Source organism: Sediminitomix flava (genome assembly GCF_003149185.1).
Taxonomy (GTDB): domain Bacteria; phylum Bacteroidota; class Bacteroidia; order Cytophagales; family Flammeovirgaceae; genus Sediminitomix; species Sediminitomix flava.
The window spans coordinates 421037-436741 of record NZ_QGDO01000003.1; the positions used below are offsets into that span (position 1 = coordinate 421037).

Consider the following 15705-nt stretch of genomic DNA (forward strand, 5'->3'; position numbering starts at 1 on the left):
AATCCTTTTTGTTTATGAGGTAAAATAAGATCATGAGATACGATAAAAGAATAGATCAAGATATTGTTGATTATAACCAAGAGTCTAATCAGATAATGGTTGTAGCTTCAGATTTGAAAGATGCAATGTTTGCTGCTTCAGAATATTTGAAGTACCATTTTAAGCTAGAGGCTAAATTTGATGAGGGAAAGTCTTTTGGCCCTTTTGAGTTTACAGATGAAAATGATAAATCTGTTGATGATGTATATCTACTTTATTTAAAGTAAGTTTAAAAAAGTAGATAAAAAAAGCACATTGTAGTCAATACAATGTGCTTTTTTGTTTATGATGCTTTTGCTTCCAATTTTCTTTCAATATTTAGTGGACGAGTCTTCCATCTGTCATGCATCCATACCCACTGATCAGGGAATCTCCTAATCATTTTTTCAGTGTAATTATGCATTTCTTGGGTTACTTCCTGAATGTCAGATTCAAGGTCTCCAGTAGGTTTAAATACTCTTGGTTTTTCGACCTCAATAACTAGTTTATCATTCTCAGTTCTGTAACAATGAATTGGTAAAACAACTGCACCAGTTTTTAATACCATAAGGGCAGGGCCACTTGGAGTTGCACATTTTTTTCCAAAGAAATCTATAAATGTATTCTGCATTTTATTGGAGTCTTGATCAATAAGAACACCCATGAAGTTTCCAGCTTTCAGTTGTCTGATTATTCGGATAGAGGCTTTTTTTCTATCGAAGAAACTCGCGCCATTTCGACTTCTATTTTCCACCATCAGTTCTTGAAGCTTTGGGTGTTTTAGAGGACTTCCTGTTGACGCAATGTTATAGCCCTTCATTGCTATGTAATATAGACACATTTCAAATGGTCCTAAATGAGAGGTTAAAGCTAAAACACCTTTGCCATAGTTTTGTGCTTGTGTTAAATAATGAGCACCTTTTACCTCTACATATTCGTCAAGATCTTTGAGGTCTTTAATGTTCTTATAGCGAATAAACTCCATGATACTCTTTGATAGATTAATCCATGAATTCTTAGCTAGTGCCAATATTTCTTCCTCAGATTTACTATCTCCGTATACAAATGATAGATTTTTAATTGTTATTGCCCGTTCCTTTTTAAATACGTTGAATGCTAATTTTCCTAGATTACTGTAAATAGAAAGGCTTACTTTACGAGGTAATGCACATGTGATTTTTCTTATGAGCAGGATAAATAGGTATAAAGCTTCATACTTAAGCTTTTTAAAATTTCTTTTAAAATTCATGAAGTTGTAGTTTGTAAGTTTCGAAGAATATCGTTCTCTAAGAGTGTTCTTAAAGTAGATTTTCTTCGCGAAGTTTATTTTGATTGATTGTATTATTAGGTTGTCATTTTAGGTCATAAAATGACATTTTACCCTTTATACGGGATTTTCAATTTTTGGTTCTGATGGACGAGTTCTCCACCTGTCATGCATCCATACCCACTGATCTGGGTGAAGTCTGACAATTTCTTCCGTCAAGTTATGAAGCTCTTGTGTTACAGCTTTTACATCATCATCTTTTTGATAAGTTCTGTATGGCTGTATTTCAAGTATCAAGGAATCATCTTCGTTACGAATGATGTGCATTGGAACAACTGCAGCTCCTGTTTTAACGAGGAGTGTTGCTGGACCACTAGGGGTTGCACATTCTTTCCCAAAAAAGTTGATAAAGGTATGTTGTATTTTACTTGTGTCTTGATCAATTAGCACCCCCATCAAGTTTCCACTTTTTAGTTGACGTAGCATCTTAATTGAAGCTTTATTTCTTTCAAAATATTCTGCACCATTTCGACTTCTATTTTCAACTAAAAGGTCGTGGAGTTTTTTATACTTAAGAGGGCTACCTGTTGAAGCAATTTTATATCCTAATAATGCGAAAATGTAAAGGCATATTTCAAAAGGACCAAAATGAGATGTCATTATAAAAACACCTTGTCCTCTTTTTTGTGCTTCTTCAACATGTTCTAAACCTTTTATTTCGATGAACTTCTTATAATCTTCAATGGATTTGATGTTTTTATACCTCACAAATTCCATCAAACTTTTAGATAGATTTATCCATGAACGTTTCGCTATTTTATTGATTTCTTGTGTGTTTTTTTCAGCGCCAAACGCAAACTGTAAATTTTTGAGTGTTACTTCTCTGTCTTTTTTAAACATTAAATAACTCAAACGCCCAATAACGCTATAGAGTTGTAAGGCTGCGAAACGAGGTAAAACTCTTGTCAAACCACTAAATAATAGTACAAATGTGTACAGTATTTCATATTTAAAAGTTCTGAAAGCTTTCTTCATTCTGTTGAAAAAGATTCCAAAGTTCAGTTCTTTGAAATCAATGGGTTGAATTGGGAAATAAGGTTTTTATTTGAAGTAAATATATCTGATTTTTCTAATATCTGATCACTCGTGAGCTTATCGTAATAAATATATTAGGTTAATAATATGCAATTCCCTTTTTCTATTATTATTCAATAATAGTACAACAAAAAAATAACCCCCTAAAAAGATAGGAGGTTTTTTCTACAGAGAAAGTTTGCTTGTTTATTTAGCCCCGAAATAGTGGCGATAGTAAGATTTTTTTTCAGCCAAGGTGTTCGAGTTTGGTGAATCTAGTAATACTTTTGTTTCCTTATCTTTTCCAGATTTTACAACACAGTGTTTTCCATCTTGGACAAAAGATAATTCATTGAGTTTCTTTCCTTGAATGGACATCGTATTATTTACGATAGAGACTTTATAAGGTGTTTTATGTTTTAGCTTTGCAACTTGTTGGTTAGCTACAAAAACGCCTAAGTTTCTTCGATCAATTGGTCTGAAACTGATGCTGTTTTCTACCATAAAGTTTTCTATCTCTTCTTCATGATTGTAGGTGATGTCAAATGCTTCTTTGTCAAATTTGAAGATATGATATCCGTTGAAAGCATACTTCTTATTGTTCTTTTTAGACTCAACGATTAACCACTCACCATAATCTTCAACAATTGTGTAGTTTTCATCCATGAATGCAGCTGTAAGCTTAACATCTTCAGGGACTTCATCACCTTTTTTAAGATTGTAGTTTAGTGGGTCATAATCAGTCATGAATTGATTGTAACCTGTCTGAATGTCAGTACTGAATGCTCGCATTTTTTTGAATTCAGGCTGATCAATTTCTGAGTCAATTGTAGGAGTGTCTAGTAGATTTGAATCATTCTTTTCTAAGTTAATGTTGTCACTATATTGTCCTTCCTGAATCTCTAATGAAGACCCTGAACTTGGGTGTACTCCAGCATTTTCTAAGCTCTCTTTCATCATATTTGAGCTTTCCATCATAGCTGCTGATGATGAAGTACTTACTTTTTCAGAAACAGAAAGATTGTCTGAAGGATAGTTTAGTTGCTTTTCGAGTTGTGTGGCTTCCGCACTTTTTGAAGATGTTTTAGCGTACATTCCATCTTCTTCTTTCATATCCATGGCTGCCAATCTACCATAAATATAGTCAAGAGGGCTATTCATGAAGCTTGCAAGTGATACAGAAGAAACAGATTGATCTTCTTGTTTTACTTGAATCCAACCCATGTTTCCATCATCTTCAATTACGAAGATACGTCCTGATTTTTCAACATCATGGTTGTACAATTCGCCATTGACTTTAGCTACAATTTCCATTAGCTCTAGGTCTAGTGTTCGATCTACGAAAATAGTGTACTTACCATCGTCTTTGTTTACAAGGAGAGTTCCATCCCATTTCGGAGGGTTAGGGTTGTTTGCGAAGCTGCTTGTTAGTGTAGTAATAAATACAGCCACAGAGATAAAGACCTTTTTCATGATAATAGTTTGTTAGGTTGTAGGTTAATTTTTTTCAGTTTTTTGCTTGTCTGACTGAAAAACATGAGGTCTTTAAAAAAAAGTTAGCTCTGTAAGTTTTTTATGTTTTAAGCATTCTTTATTCTTTAAAATAGTTCCTCTATAACAATAAATTGGACTCCAGCCGTAAAAGAAAATCGACTTACTTTCCCATCTATTCGTTTTAATAGGTCATTCATTCCTAAATCGTAGTAAATATCGAAGGTGATGAACTTGTGATTCATTCCAAGTCCAAACTTTAGAAAGCCTACAGATTGATTGAAATCGCTTCCTCTAAGGGCTAAATCATTATCTCTGACATCGTTAAATATAGAAAGAGCACCACCAGCACTGGCTCTGAAATAAGTTTCTTTGTCTTTACTATACCAAAAATTGTAACCTATATATAATGGAATGTCAAAGTTATTATAAGCGAGATCGTCTTCAATAGCCTCATTTAGCGAAGGGCTTTCAAAAGAATCAAATTCTATGCTTGAGCCATAGAAGTCAAAACCTGTTTGAATAAAGAAGCGTTTTTCAAGTTTTATTCTAAAACCTAAAAGTGCACCTGCATTGGCTCTTACATCTAGTGCTGAAGATGTATTTGTCAAAGATGTACTTGTTATTCCAATGTGCGCTCCTAAACTCAGATTGGTGTCCTGAGCTTTAAGGTTTGTAAATGAGAAATATAAGAGTGTGAATAGGAAAGTATAACGCAGCTTCATTTTCTGATTGGGTTAGTTTCAGAAGAAGTTAAGTCAAAAATTCTAAAGTTGCGTTTGGAGAATTTACCTCAAGAGGTAAGTTCTAAGATTGGGAAGTGACATTTATGAGAAATAATACACTTTGACATTATTTCTCATCATTGAAAGAAAACTCAACCTAAAAGCTATAGAAAATTGAGCTGATCCATAAAGTTATTTTTGTAGGACGCACCAATAGGAATATGTTTTTGAGGCATTACCACATTTAAATCTTCTATGGCTTCCATCTTTCTCATATTGATGATAAAAGAACGATGTACTCGTATAAAATTTTGTGGCAACTTTCGTTCAAGACCTTTCATTGTATAATGTACAATGAATTTTTTATCTAAAACATTAATAATCACATAGTCAGAAAGTGCTTCTATGAAATAGATATCATTCGGATTGATACGGACAATTTTATTATCTGTTTTTATAAAAAAGTCTTCATTTAAATTACCCTTTGGAGTGCCTTTAGAGATATTAGTTAGAGCTTTTTCAACGGCTTGAAGAAATCTAGGGTAATTGATAGGTTTGATTAGGTAATCTGTAAGCTGATAATCAAATGCTTCTGATGCAAAATCATTACGACCTGTAATCAAGATGACTTCAGGTAAATCTTCAAGAATTTGAACAAGCTCAATACCTGTCATATTTGGCATTTCGATATCTAAAAATAAAATATCTACATCCAGATTTTTTATCTCACGAAATGCATCGACAGCATTGTCAAATTCTCCAATGAAGTTTAAGCCTTCAGTTCTTTCTATAAAATCTTTTACTACAAGGCGTGATACACCTTCGTCATCAACGATTAAGCAGTTCATAGTGCAATTATTTGGTTAGTTATAAAGGTTAAATGGCAATCAAAATTAATGCCCTATCATTAAAATAGGGCATTAGTTTCTATAAAAATAGTCTTAGAGCACATTTAGAACTTGCTCTTTGATTTTTTCAAGCTCTTCCTTCATGTTTACTACTAGCTTCTGAATTTCAAGATCATTAGCTTTTGAGCCAATTGTATTGATCTCTCTTCCAATTTCTTGAGAAATAAATCCTAATTTCTTTCCACTAGCATTTTTATCTGAAAGGTTCTCGATAAAGTATTCCAAATGATTCTTTAATCGAACCTTTTCTTCAGCAATATCTAACTTTTCAATGTAGTAAATCAGTTCTTGCTCAAAACGATTAGGATCAAAGTTTTCATTATTTTCTATTTCTTTGATTTGCTGATTGAGCTTTTCTCTGATTTTGATAAGTCGTTGAGGGTCTCTTTCTTCAACTTTAGTTAGGTATGTAGATATCTTTGAAATATTATCTTTAAATGCAGCTTCTAGCGCCTTACCTTCATCAATTCTGAATTGGTCACAATTTGAAATTGCTAGACCTACAGCCTCTGAAATGAATTTCCATGCGCTTTCTACGCTATCTTCATTCACTTCTTTATTCATGACATCTGGCATTTCCAAAGCAATCTTTAAAAGATCATTTGAAGAAGCGACATTAAGCTCTTGTGCTACTTCACTCAATTCTTTAAAGTAATTTTTAACCAATTCTTTATTGATACTAGCTTTAGATATACTATCGTCTTTAGCTGTATAGTTTACGTTGATCAATATCTTCCCTCTTTTGAGTGCAGATGAAATCTGATTTCTGACCTCAATTTCTTTTGAAGAAAACACGCTACTCATTCTCACAATGATATCAGCATTTTTGGAGTTTAAGGTTTTGATCTCCACTTGAACACTAACTTGTTCATTTTCAACTTGTGCTCTTCCAAAACCGGTCATCGACTTTATCATAGGGCGATATACGTTAACTTTATATATAAACAATTAAACCAAAGATAGATAAATATGCCTTAAAACTCTTATTTCGTAACTTTTTAATTGTATAAGAGAAAGAATTATAGAATTGGCTATAAGGGTAATAATTTATTCTTACATCATAAATCGTAATAAAAAATGCCTTCAAGAATTAGATGTCTAAACTTGAAGGCATTGATTAAGGATGAAGAATATGATTACATTTTTTCTTCAATCAATTTATCCATAAATAGGTTGAAATCTTCTTGAAATTCCTCGTAGTATTTTCCTGTTCCAGGACCAGAGAAACCAGTGTGAATTTTTCTTACTTTTCCTTTTTTATCTATGAAAATAGTAGTCGGGTAAGACATGACCTTAGAGATAGCTGGAAGTGCTTTTTCAGTAGCACCAGATTCTCTTTTGGCTGCATACAATAATTCGTAGTTGACTCCCAATTTGTTTTTCATACGCTTAAGCTTTGGCGCTGCAGCTTCCAAGTTGTCTGCATTTTCGAAAGCTAAACCAATAATTTCTACTCCTTTGTCTTTATTTTTATCATAGTAAGGAGCTAAGAATTTTGTTTCATCCATGCAGTTAGGGCACCAAGTTCCTAGAATTTGTAGAATAACAACCTTTCCTTTGTAACGGTCATCAGAAAGAGAAATCATTTTACCTTCTTCGTTAGGGAAGGAGAATTCGATCGTTTCATACCCTTCTTTAAGTGAGGTCAGTGTCGATGCATCACGTAGTTTAGCATTGTCATCTTTTTGAGCATTCCACTTTTGCTCCCAACTTTTTCCTGACCAGAAAATTCCATCTTTGATCGAATCACCATCAACTGTAGCTTCAAATCTATAAATGTGTGAGCCGTCAAAAGCAGAAAGCTTTAATGCATTACCATCTAATACACCTTCAAGAAAACGGTAATCTCCTGTTTCTGACATAAATGTACCTGTCACTTTCTCTCCATTTTGCTCAAAGAGTCCCACTGCAGTTTTGGGGTCTCTATTATCATAGAAAAATGAAGTTGCATATTTTGGTGAAAGCTTTTGCGTAGGTTGTTCTTTCACTTCGAACCTTGTAGTGCTTTCATTACCTAAATTTGCTTTGAAAGCTAGTTTGTAAGCACCAAGTCTATTGTAATATCCGTTTAAGGTATTGTCTTCTAATTTAGCCACGATTTCAGCATCATAAACTAACATTGGAATGACTAACGAGTCTTCTTTTGATTTTACTTCATTTAAAAGTAGTTTCTCTTCTCCGTTTATAAGGAAAATAGATTTTTCTGCTTCTCCCGTTACTTCAAATAAAAATGGGACTTCTTTATTATGGTCATTTATTATAGTCCCTCTCCAAATCCCATTTGAAAAGTTTGTTTCTAAAGCTGTTTCGTTGTTTCCGTTTTCAGAATTTGTACAAGCAAAAAATAGGATTGCCGTGATTAACGGAAGGTAAAAGTGCAATTTCATAAGATCAATCATTAAAATATTTTCATTAAAACTGCTAAAAAAAAAAATGGTTTTAAAGCTTTATCTATTTTTCTAAGTAACCAGGGGTAGGAAGAAGTATTTGATCTAATACATGAATAGTACCATTATCAGCAAAAAGATCATTTTCTATGATGAGAGCTTGATTGACCATAATTCCATTTACAGAGTTTCGAAGCGTGAGTGCATCTCCAATCATGTTTTCGGCAGTGTACATATCAGAAAGTGCTTCAAAATTGTATTCATCTACTAAAAAGTGATTTTTAATAAATGCTTGAAGAGCAGATTTATCATCACCAACAGGCATGAATTCTTCCATGATAGCAGGTTGAATGTTGTCAAAAGCTGCATTGGTCGGAATTAAGAATGTATGTGGCGTATCTGAAAGGAGTAAATCGGTTAGTTCGGCTTCTTTGATGAGTTCATACATATGACTCATTTCCTCTCTTTCTGAAATGAGTAACAAAACGGTTGTGGTACCGAAATTTCTGAAACTACCACACTGCGTAAAAAGGATAAAGAGTAAGAGAACCGTTAATCGTTGTATAGCTAGTTTTATTGATTTCATGGAATTGGATTTGAGATTTGTATTAATTACAGAACACAAAGCGATTCAAATCCTATCCCAAAGCTTAAAATCTTAATCTGTTACTTCTAACACAAAGCCTTTACCATGAACATTATTAATTTTGACACTCGGATCTGAGGCTAGATATTTTCTGAGTTTTGAAATATGAACATCCATGGCTCTCCGACTGAAATAGTCATTTTCTTTCCATATTGTCGTAAGCGCTTCTTCTCTGCTCAAGAGATTATTTATATTCTCACAAAGCATTTTTAGAACTTCCGCTTCTTTTATGGTTACAGTGTATTTTTCTGTATCGGAGAATAGCGTTTGGTTCTTAAAGTCAAATTTAAATTTTCCGATGTTGAAAATATGTGAATGAATAGTTTGTGGAGTAGGTTGCGATGCTTGTTTTGCATACAAACTCGCTCGTCTTAGAAGGGAATTAATTCTGGCTAAAAGCTCATCTTCGTCAATTGGTTTAACAATATAATCATCAGCCCCGATTTTATAGCCTTTAAGTTTGTCTACTTTAAGCGATTTTGCTGTAAGGAAAATAATAGGAACTAGTTCATTCTCAGTTCGTATTTGCTTAGCTAACTCAAAACCATCAACCTGTGGCATCATCACATCTAAAATACAGAGATCAAAAGATCTTTTAGAGAATTCTTGAAAAGCTTCAGCACCATCTTTTGCCCAATTCACTTCAAAATCATGTAATTCTAGATATTCTTTTAAGATATATCCTAATGATTCGTTGTCCTCTGCTAATAAGATCTGATACATGTCTTAAACGGTTTGTATTGGTAGTTTAATTTCTACAGTAGTTCCTTTGTTTGGAGCACTTTTCAGCTTGATTTCACCTTTGTGAGCTTCTACGGCTAGTTTTACATAGCTTAAGCCTAAACCAAAACCTTTCACTCTGTGTAAGTCTCCGGTAGGTACTCTGTAGAACATATCAAAAACGTGTTGTTGCTGACGGCTCGTCATTCCGATTCCATGATCTTTGACAGTAATATGGTAGAATAAACCTTCTTTTTCTACCTGAACATCAATCTCTGGTTCGTTTTCAGAATACTTTAAAGCATTGTCAACAAGGTTGTGAATGATGTTTTTAATATGTGTTTTATCTGAATGTACAAATATAAGTTCTTCTGAGGAATGGAATTCCAGCTTTCCTTTATTTTCTTGAGCAATGAGTCTAAATGGTTCAAGCGTTTCGTCAATCAATTCTACAATTTCAAAATGCGTAGACTCTAGTTCGATCTTTTTTCCATGTGCCATTTGTGTGATTTGTAGCACTTTTTCGACATGGTCTTTCAAGTGATTGTTCTCTTTTTCAATTAGATCAAGGTATTTGAACTGTTTTTCATTCTTAGAATCTGCGATAGATTTTCTGAATACTTTAGTCACCAATGAAATCGAGAAAATTGGAGTTTTTAACTCATGTGTGAGATTGTTGATGAAGCTGTTTTTAATTTCATCAAGTTGTTCTTGTTTGTTGATAATCACGATTGTATAAGCCAAACATGAGATCAGAATAGCAACAAAAAGAAATGGGACAAGTATAAATTTATCCGTTTCTCTTTCAAGTACACGATTGTAGAATCCATTATCGAACCTAATTCCCAAGAAAATAGCTTTTATGCCTAAGTCTCTTTGGTAATCTAGGTACTCTTGCGGGCTTTCCATGTAGAAATAGTCGCTATGCTTCCTATAAAATTCCATTTGGGATTCAGTCACGGGTGTATCTTGTGAAGTCCAAATCACTTGTCTTCTGTAGGGAGCATGATTGATTTTGATAAAGCTGAGGTAAAAAGGATCATGAATACCGACTTTATATAATGCTAAAGTGACTCTTTCTATGATGTCATTTTCAATTTCTTGAAGTTCTTTTTTACAAAGAGGCCCATTATAGAGGGAATCGTGACTCATCAAGAAATGTGCGATTTTGGTACCCATTTCAAGATTATCACTTGCAACCTCATCGATAGCATCATCTAACAGATTAGATATTTTCTTTCTAAACCTAAGCTCTTCTACCGTATAATAATCCCCAATCCAATTGACTTGAATGGCTAGCAAACTAACAGTAGCAACAGTAGCTAAAAAAATAATCCCGTATACTTGATATTTTCTTTTCATGCGATTCTAGAATCATTCGAAGATAAAATTAACTGATAATTGTTTCAGTTTTATGCCGACTTAACACTTTCCTAACACATTTAACCTTTGCTTTAGTGGCTTTAACCCCTACTTAACTCTTATTTCATTTTCTAAGCAACATCTTTGAATTGTAGAAAAATGAAAAGTGAATACAGAAGATTCAGTGTCTTATTTCACAGCCTTATAAACTTTTTTTGATAAATGAAACTGCAATTAATTTTACTTAGCTTCTTTTTAGCTTTTACTCAGTTTGCTTTTGCACAAGGTCCAAGAGCTGGAGGAATGCCCCCAATGTCTAACGGTACAATTTTCGGTAAAGTAGTAGAGGAGGATGGTACCACGCCTATAGAGTTTGCAAGTGTTGTTTTACACCAATCCTCAGACGATAAAGTCATTGGTGGAGGAATCACCAATGAGAAGGGTTTCTTTAGAATTTCAAAGATTGATGAAGGAAACTATTACATCCAAGTCAAATTTATGGGATATGAAACTACTCGTATTGATAGTTTTGATATGGGGACTGAAGCAAAACGAGTAGGTAAAATTGTACTTAAGTCATCTGCTACAGAGTTAGAGGAAGTTTCAGTTTCAGCCGATCGCCCAAAAGTAGAGTATAATATTGATCGTAAGGTGATCAATGTAAGTAACCTTGCTACAGCAATGAGTGGAACTGCTGTAGAAGTACTCGAAAATTTACCATCTATTCAAGTAGATGCTGAAGGAGAAGTAAGTTTGAGAGGAAGTAGTGATTTTACAGTGTTTATTGATGGCAGGCCATCGGTTTTTTCGGGTTCTGACGCCTTAAAACAACTTCCAGCATCATCTATTGCGAGTATTGAAGTTATCACAAACCCTTCTGCCAAGTATGACCCTGATGGTACTTCAGGTATTATCAATATCATTACTAAGAAAAAAATGGGTGGTTTCAGTGGTGTTGCCAATGTACATGGCGGTAACCAAGGTCGATATGGATCAGATGCCCTTTTCAGTTATAAAACAGGGAAATTCAATTTCTATTTAGGAGGGGATTACAATAACTATGGCCGAAATGGTACGAGTACAAATATAACGAATACATATAGAGGAGATACAACCTTTGTTCAGAGTGCAAAAGGAGATGCAGGAAGAGCATTTACTCCATACAATATTAAAGCTGGATTTGATTTTGATGCTACAAAAAATGACTTATTCACATTGATGTTTTCGAAAGGTCAGTGGGGAATGAATAGAACCGAAGAGTCTGATTTTATAGATGAAGAAATAATAAATGGAGTGCCTAGCTTTAGTAATTCGTTCTTCTCAGATGAGCTTTTTGAGATTAAGAATAATTACTATACGGCTGATTTAGATTATGTACATAAGTTCAAAGATAAAAAAGGCCACGAGCTAAGCTTTGGTGCTTATTTCAGAACTAGTGAGAAAGATGAATCTACAGAAAATATCTTTGAAAACTCAGATGGTAGCTATTACAAAGAAGGACAATATGGTACTGAGTATGATAAAGATAAAAGTCTACGTCTAAAGCTTGACTATATTTTACCTCTTGGTGATAATAAGTTTGAAGCGGGTTACCAAGCTAGATTGGAGAGAGCAGAAGGCTATAATGAATTGTTCTTAAAAGATGGTTCTGATGGTGAGTGGGTACTTCAAGATGAATTTAGTTTTAATAATACCTACTCAAGAGATATTCATTCAGCTTATGGTATTTTCTCTGGAAAGAAAAATAAGTTAGGTTATCAGTTTGGGCTTAGAGCTGAATACACTGATCGACAAATAAAGATTTTGGAATTGCCTGAAGACGATTCACACATTAATAGAATTGATCTTTTCCCAACTGTCCATTTCTCATATCAATTGCCTAAAGAACAACAATTAATGGCGAGTTATGGTAGAAAGATCAATAGACCAAGAAGTTGGTACTTAGAGCCATTCTTGACTTATTCGGATGCTTTTAATGTTCGTAGAGGTAATCCTGACTTGCTTCCTGAGTTTATTGATTCATATGAACTAGGCTATCAGAAGAATATTAAAAATGCAACCCTAAGTGTAGAAGGGTACTACAGAATTGAGCATAACAATATTCAAAGAATCACTTTGGTTTATGAGGAAGACCCAAGCAAACGAATTTCTTATCCAATTAATGTAGGAACGGAATCTACTGGAGGTGTGGAAATCATGTACTCGACACCAATCGTGAAATGGTGGCATATGAATTTGGCTACAAATTTATTCTCATATAGTATAGAAGGGAAAATTGAGGAGCAAGATATCAGTAGAAGCTCTTTTAACTGGACTGCTAATATTAGCAATGATTTAAAACTTGGTAAAATTGGCCGTTTACAAATTTCTTCAAGATACTATTCGCCTACTGTTACTGCACAAGGAGAAAGAGAAGATATGGTTTCATTAGACCTAGGATACCGTCAACAGTTTATGGATGGTAAGTTCTCTTTGAATGTAATGGCTAGAAATATTTTGGGAACAATGAATAGAGAACAATATACATACGGTCCAGACTTTGACAGCTACAGAAATTTTGAAATGCTACCTTCATATTCAGTGAGCTTGAGCTATAGAATTAATAACTATAAGCCAAAAAGAGGTAAAAGACCTAGCGGATCTGGCGGAGGTGGAATGGAAGGAGACTTTTAAACACAATAACAAAAATGTAATCATAATAACTTAGGTTTACTTATAAGGCTATATCACTTTGTGGTATGGCCTTTTTTATTGAAGTGTATGCATTAATTGCAGTCTAAAGAAATCCTTAATATCCAATTATAAAATTAGAGCCATAGCATTTGTATGCTATGGCTCTAATTTTATATAAACCTTATGTAACTAACTAATATATCTATTTACCAAAAGCGAAGATGCTTTTAGCTGCTAATCTTTTACAAATAGGATATGCTATTACAGAGCTTAAGATCACAGCTGTACCCATATAAAATCCAACTGACATAGTTTCACTCTCAGGATAGAATATTAATGCCATAATAATACCATATACAGGCTCTAAATTATTGGTTAAACTAACTTGGAAGGCAGTCATTCTTTTCATCAGTTCAATAGAAACATAGAATGCATAAACTGTACAAACTTGAGTTAGTAACATTAAAAGCCCCCAATCTTTCATGCTTAAATTGTGGAATAAAGCACCGTCTTCAGCAGGGAAATAGTTATCCATAATAGGCATCAGTGCTAGGCTTATTAGGAAACCACCAAGCATTTCATAGAATGTGACTGCTGTAGGGGCATAATCATTTGTATGCTGCGTATTGAAAGCCGAGAATGTAGCTGCAAGAACTGATGCTACCAATGCAAAACCTAATGCACCAACATGATTGAACTCAAATTTGAAAATTAGATATAATCCAAAAATAGTAAACATTCCCAGTATAATCTCATAAACCTTTACGCGTTGACGTTTAATTATCGGTTCTAGAAATGCAGTAAACAAAGAACAAGTAGCAATACCTGCTAAACAGACACTCACGCTTAATTTAGCTGCGATAAAGAAACATATCCAGTGCAATCCTACTAAAAAGCCTGTACCTATCAGTTTTAGCAAACCTTTGCGGTTTACTAATAGCTTTTCCTTTTTTCCAGATAAAAATAATACTATACCTAATCCTAAAGCTGAAAACAACGTACGGTACATCACAAGCTCAGTAGAGTTGATGCTGATTTCTTTCCCCAGAATAGCCGTAAACCCCCAAATGAAAACGATCAAGTGAAGTTTGAGTTGATCTTTAAGCATTACTTACTAAAAATTTTGTGAGTGAATTCTGATTTAATTCCGCAAATATAGAAGATTTTAGGTATAAGTAAACCTAAAAAAAATACCATAGCAGACTAGCTGCTATGGTATTACAATATTTTTAATATTTTGTTTAGAATTTACTTCGGAACGTTGTAGTAAAGAGCTGCTGTAATGGCACTACAGATTACATTTGGCATCCATGCAGCCACAACGGGTGATAGTGAACCAGCGTCAGCAAAACTTCTACTCATGATTACCATCAGGATATAAGCAAAGGCTAATAAGAAACCTACTGCAATTAAGAGACCGCTACCTCCTCGAGTTTTTCTCGATGAAATAACTACTCCAAGTATGGTTAGAATGATCATGGCAAAAGGATATGCATATCGTTCTTGGATCGCATTTGAATATTTCCCAAGCTTAGCAACACCTCTGGCTTTCTCTGAAGCAATGAAATCATTCAATTCAGGAATAGTAAGAGTTTCTTCGAGCTTATATCTACTTTGGAAGTATTTAGGTTTGACATTGAGGTCTAGATCTAAGTCTTTTCCTTTTGAGATTGTCATATCTTCTCCTTCAAATGAGTATGTAGTGTATTTCTTTACATGCCACATTTGTTTTGTAGAATCCCATTCAATACGGTCTGAAGTTATTTTCTCTTTTAATTGAAGGCTATCAATTGTTTCAAGTGTGAAACGATACCCACGGTTAATATTATTGTTGTAACTCTCCATGTATAAATATGAAGAATCACTAACTCTTAAATGAATGTCTCTATCTGAGAAGTAATATTTACTCTTGATGTATTCTTTCTCAAACTCAACCTTTTTCTCTGCAGCTTTTGGAACCAGCCAACCTACATTTACGAAAGTAAGTAAAGCTAAAAGTACACTACCAATAAGGTAAGGTTGAATAAGTCGTCTGTAACTCATTCCTCCATTTAGCATTGCAACAATCTCAGTGTGCTGAGCTAGGTTTGCTGTAAAAAATACTACTGCAATAAATACTGAGATAGGGCTTAGGGTACTTAGCCAGTGAATGATTACATAGACGTAGTAATCGCTCATAACCTGCCCAAATGACAAATTATTTTTGATGAAGTCATCAGACTTTTCAGTGTAGTCAACTGCTAGAATAATTACAGCTAACAAAAACACTACAAAAAGGAATGTTTTAAAGTATTTTCCTAAGATGTATCTGTCAAGGATTTTCATACCCAGATTATAAAATGTGGAATTTGATTGAATTGCAATTCTGAAAAAACAACATTGCCGAGTACAAAAAAAAAGACTTCGCTACAATATTGCAATTTGCATCCCTCAG

Annotated in this window: 14 protein-coding genes; 2 read left to right on the forward strand and 12 right to left on the reverse strand. The window is 33.9% G+C overall.

The genetic code is table 11. The features are described from left to right. Positions 1 to 32: 32 nt before the first annotated feature. Positions 33 to 266 carry a hypothetical protein gene (locus tag BC781_RS13570; protein WP_109618610.1) on the forward strand — a complete coding sequence of 78 codons (234 nt, stop codon included), beginning with the start codon at positions 33 to 35 and terminating at the stop codon, positions 264 to 266. 56 nt (positions 267 to 322) lie between these two features. Here BC781_RS13570 and BC781_RS13575 read toward each other — a convergent pair whose 3' ends face one another. The 10 genes from BC781_RS13575 to BC781_RS25660 form a co-directional block, all read right to left on the reverse strand. Continuing rightward, positions 323 to 1267, reverse strand: coding sequence for a lysophospholipid acyltransferase family protein (locus BC781_RS13575; RefSeq protein ID WP_109618612.1), 945 nt, complete (start codon positions 1265 to 1267; stop codon positions 323 to 325). Between the two features lie 135 nt (positions 1268 to 1402). Then, a complete protein-coding gene (locus BC781_RS13580) occupies positions 1403 to 2320 on the reverse strand; it encodes a lysophospholipid acyltransferase family protein (RefSeq protein WP_109618614.1) in 918 nt (305 codons plus the stop codon). A 246-nt stretch (positions 2321 to 2566) separates the two neighbouring features. After that, on the reverse strand, positions 2567 to 3832 hold the full coding sequence (locus BC781_RS13585) for a hypothetical protein (protein WP_109618616.1): 1266 nt from the start codon (positions 3830 to 3832) through the stop codon (positions 2567 to 2569). 125 nt (positions 3833 to 3957) lie between these two features. After that, positions 3958 to 4575, reverse strand: coding sequence for an outer membrane beta-barrel protein (locus BC781_RS13590; protein ID WP_109618618.1), 618 nt, complete (start codon positions 4573 to 4575; stop codon positions 3958 to 3960). Between the two features lie 164 nt (positions 4576 to 4739). Next, entirely contained in the window at positions 4740 to 5423 is a 684-nt protein-coding gene (locus BC781_RS13595; protein ID WP_109618620.1) for a LytR/AlgR family response regulator transcription factor, read from the reverse strand. A 93-nt stretch (positions 5424 to 5516) separates the two neighbouring features. Next, positions 5517 to 6398 (reverse strand): YicC/YloC family endoribonuclease, encoded by an 882-nt coding sequence (locus BC781_RS13600; protein WP_109618622.1) that lies wholly within the window; start codon positions 6396 to 6398, stop codon positions 5517 to 5519. Positions 6399 to 6619: 221 nt separating this feature from the next. Then, positions 6620 to 7870, reverse strand: a complete 1251-nt coding sequence (locus tag BC781_RS13605) for a peroxiredoxin family protein (RefSeq protein WP_109619398.1) — start codon at positions 7868 to 7870, stop codon at positions 6620 to 6622. Between the two features lie 64 nt (positions 7871 to 7934). After that, entirely contained in the window at positions 7935 to 8456 is a 522-nt protein-coding gene (locus BC781_RS13610; protein ID WP_109618624.1) for a fasciclin domain-containing protein, read from the reverse strand. A gap of 72 nt (positions 8457 to 8528) precedes the next feature. Further along, positions 8529 to 9239: a response regulator transcription factor gene (locus BC781_RS25655; protein WP_211323803.1), complete on the reverse strand. Its 711-nt coding sequence runs from the start codon at positions 9237 to 9239 to the stop codon at positions 8529 to 8531. A 3-nt stretch (positions 9240 to 9242) separates the two neighbouring features. Continuing rightward, positions 9243 to 10598, reverse strand: coding sequence for a sensor histidine kinase (locus BC781_RS25660; RefSeq protein ID WP_211323805.1), 1356 nt, complete (start codon positions 10596 to 10598; stop codon positions 9243 to 9245). Positions 10599 to 10820: 222 nt separating this feature from the next. Here BC781_RS25660 and BC781_RS13620 point away from each other — a divergent pair, with 222 nt between their 5' ends. Further along, a complete protein-coding gene (locus tag BC781_RS13620) occupies positions 10821 to 13271 on the forward strand; it encodes an outer membrane beta-barrel family protein (protein ID WP_109618626.1) in 2451 nt (816 codons plus the stop codon). Positions 13272 to 13473: 202 nt separating this feature from the next. Here the strand turns inward: BC781_RS13620 and BC781_RS13625 are convergent, their stop codons facing one another. Further along, positions 13474 to 14379 (reverse strand): DMT family transporter, encoded by a 906-nt coding sequence (locus tag BC781_RS13625; RefSeq protein WP_109618628.1) that lies wholly within the window; start codon positions 14377 to 14379, stop codon positions 13474 to 13476. 140 nt (positions 14380 to 14519) lie between these two features. After that, positions 14520 to 15596, reverse strand: a complete 1077-nt coding sequence (locus tag BC781_RS13630) for an LptF/LptG family permease (protein ID WP_109618630.1) — start codon at positions 15594 to 15596, stop codon at positions 14520 to 14522. Between the last annotated feature and the right edge of the window lie 109 nt (positions 15597 to 15705).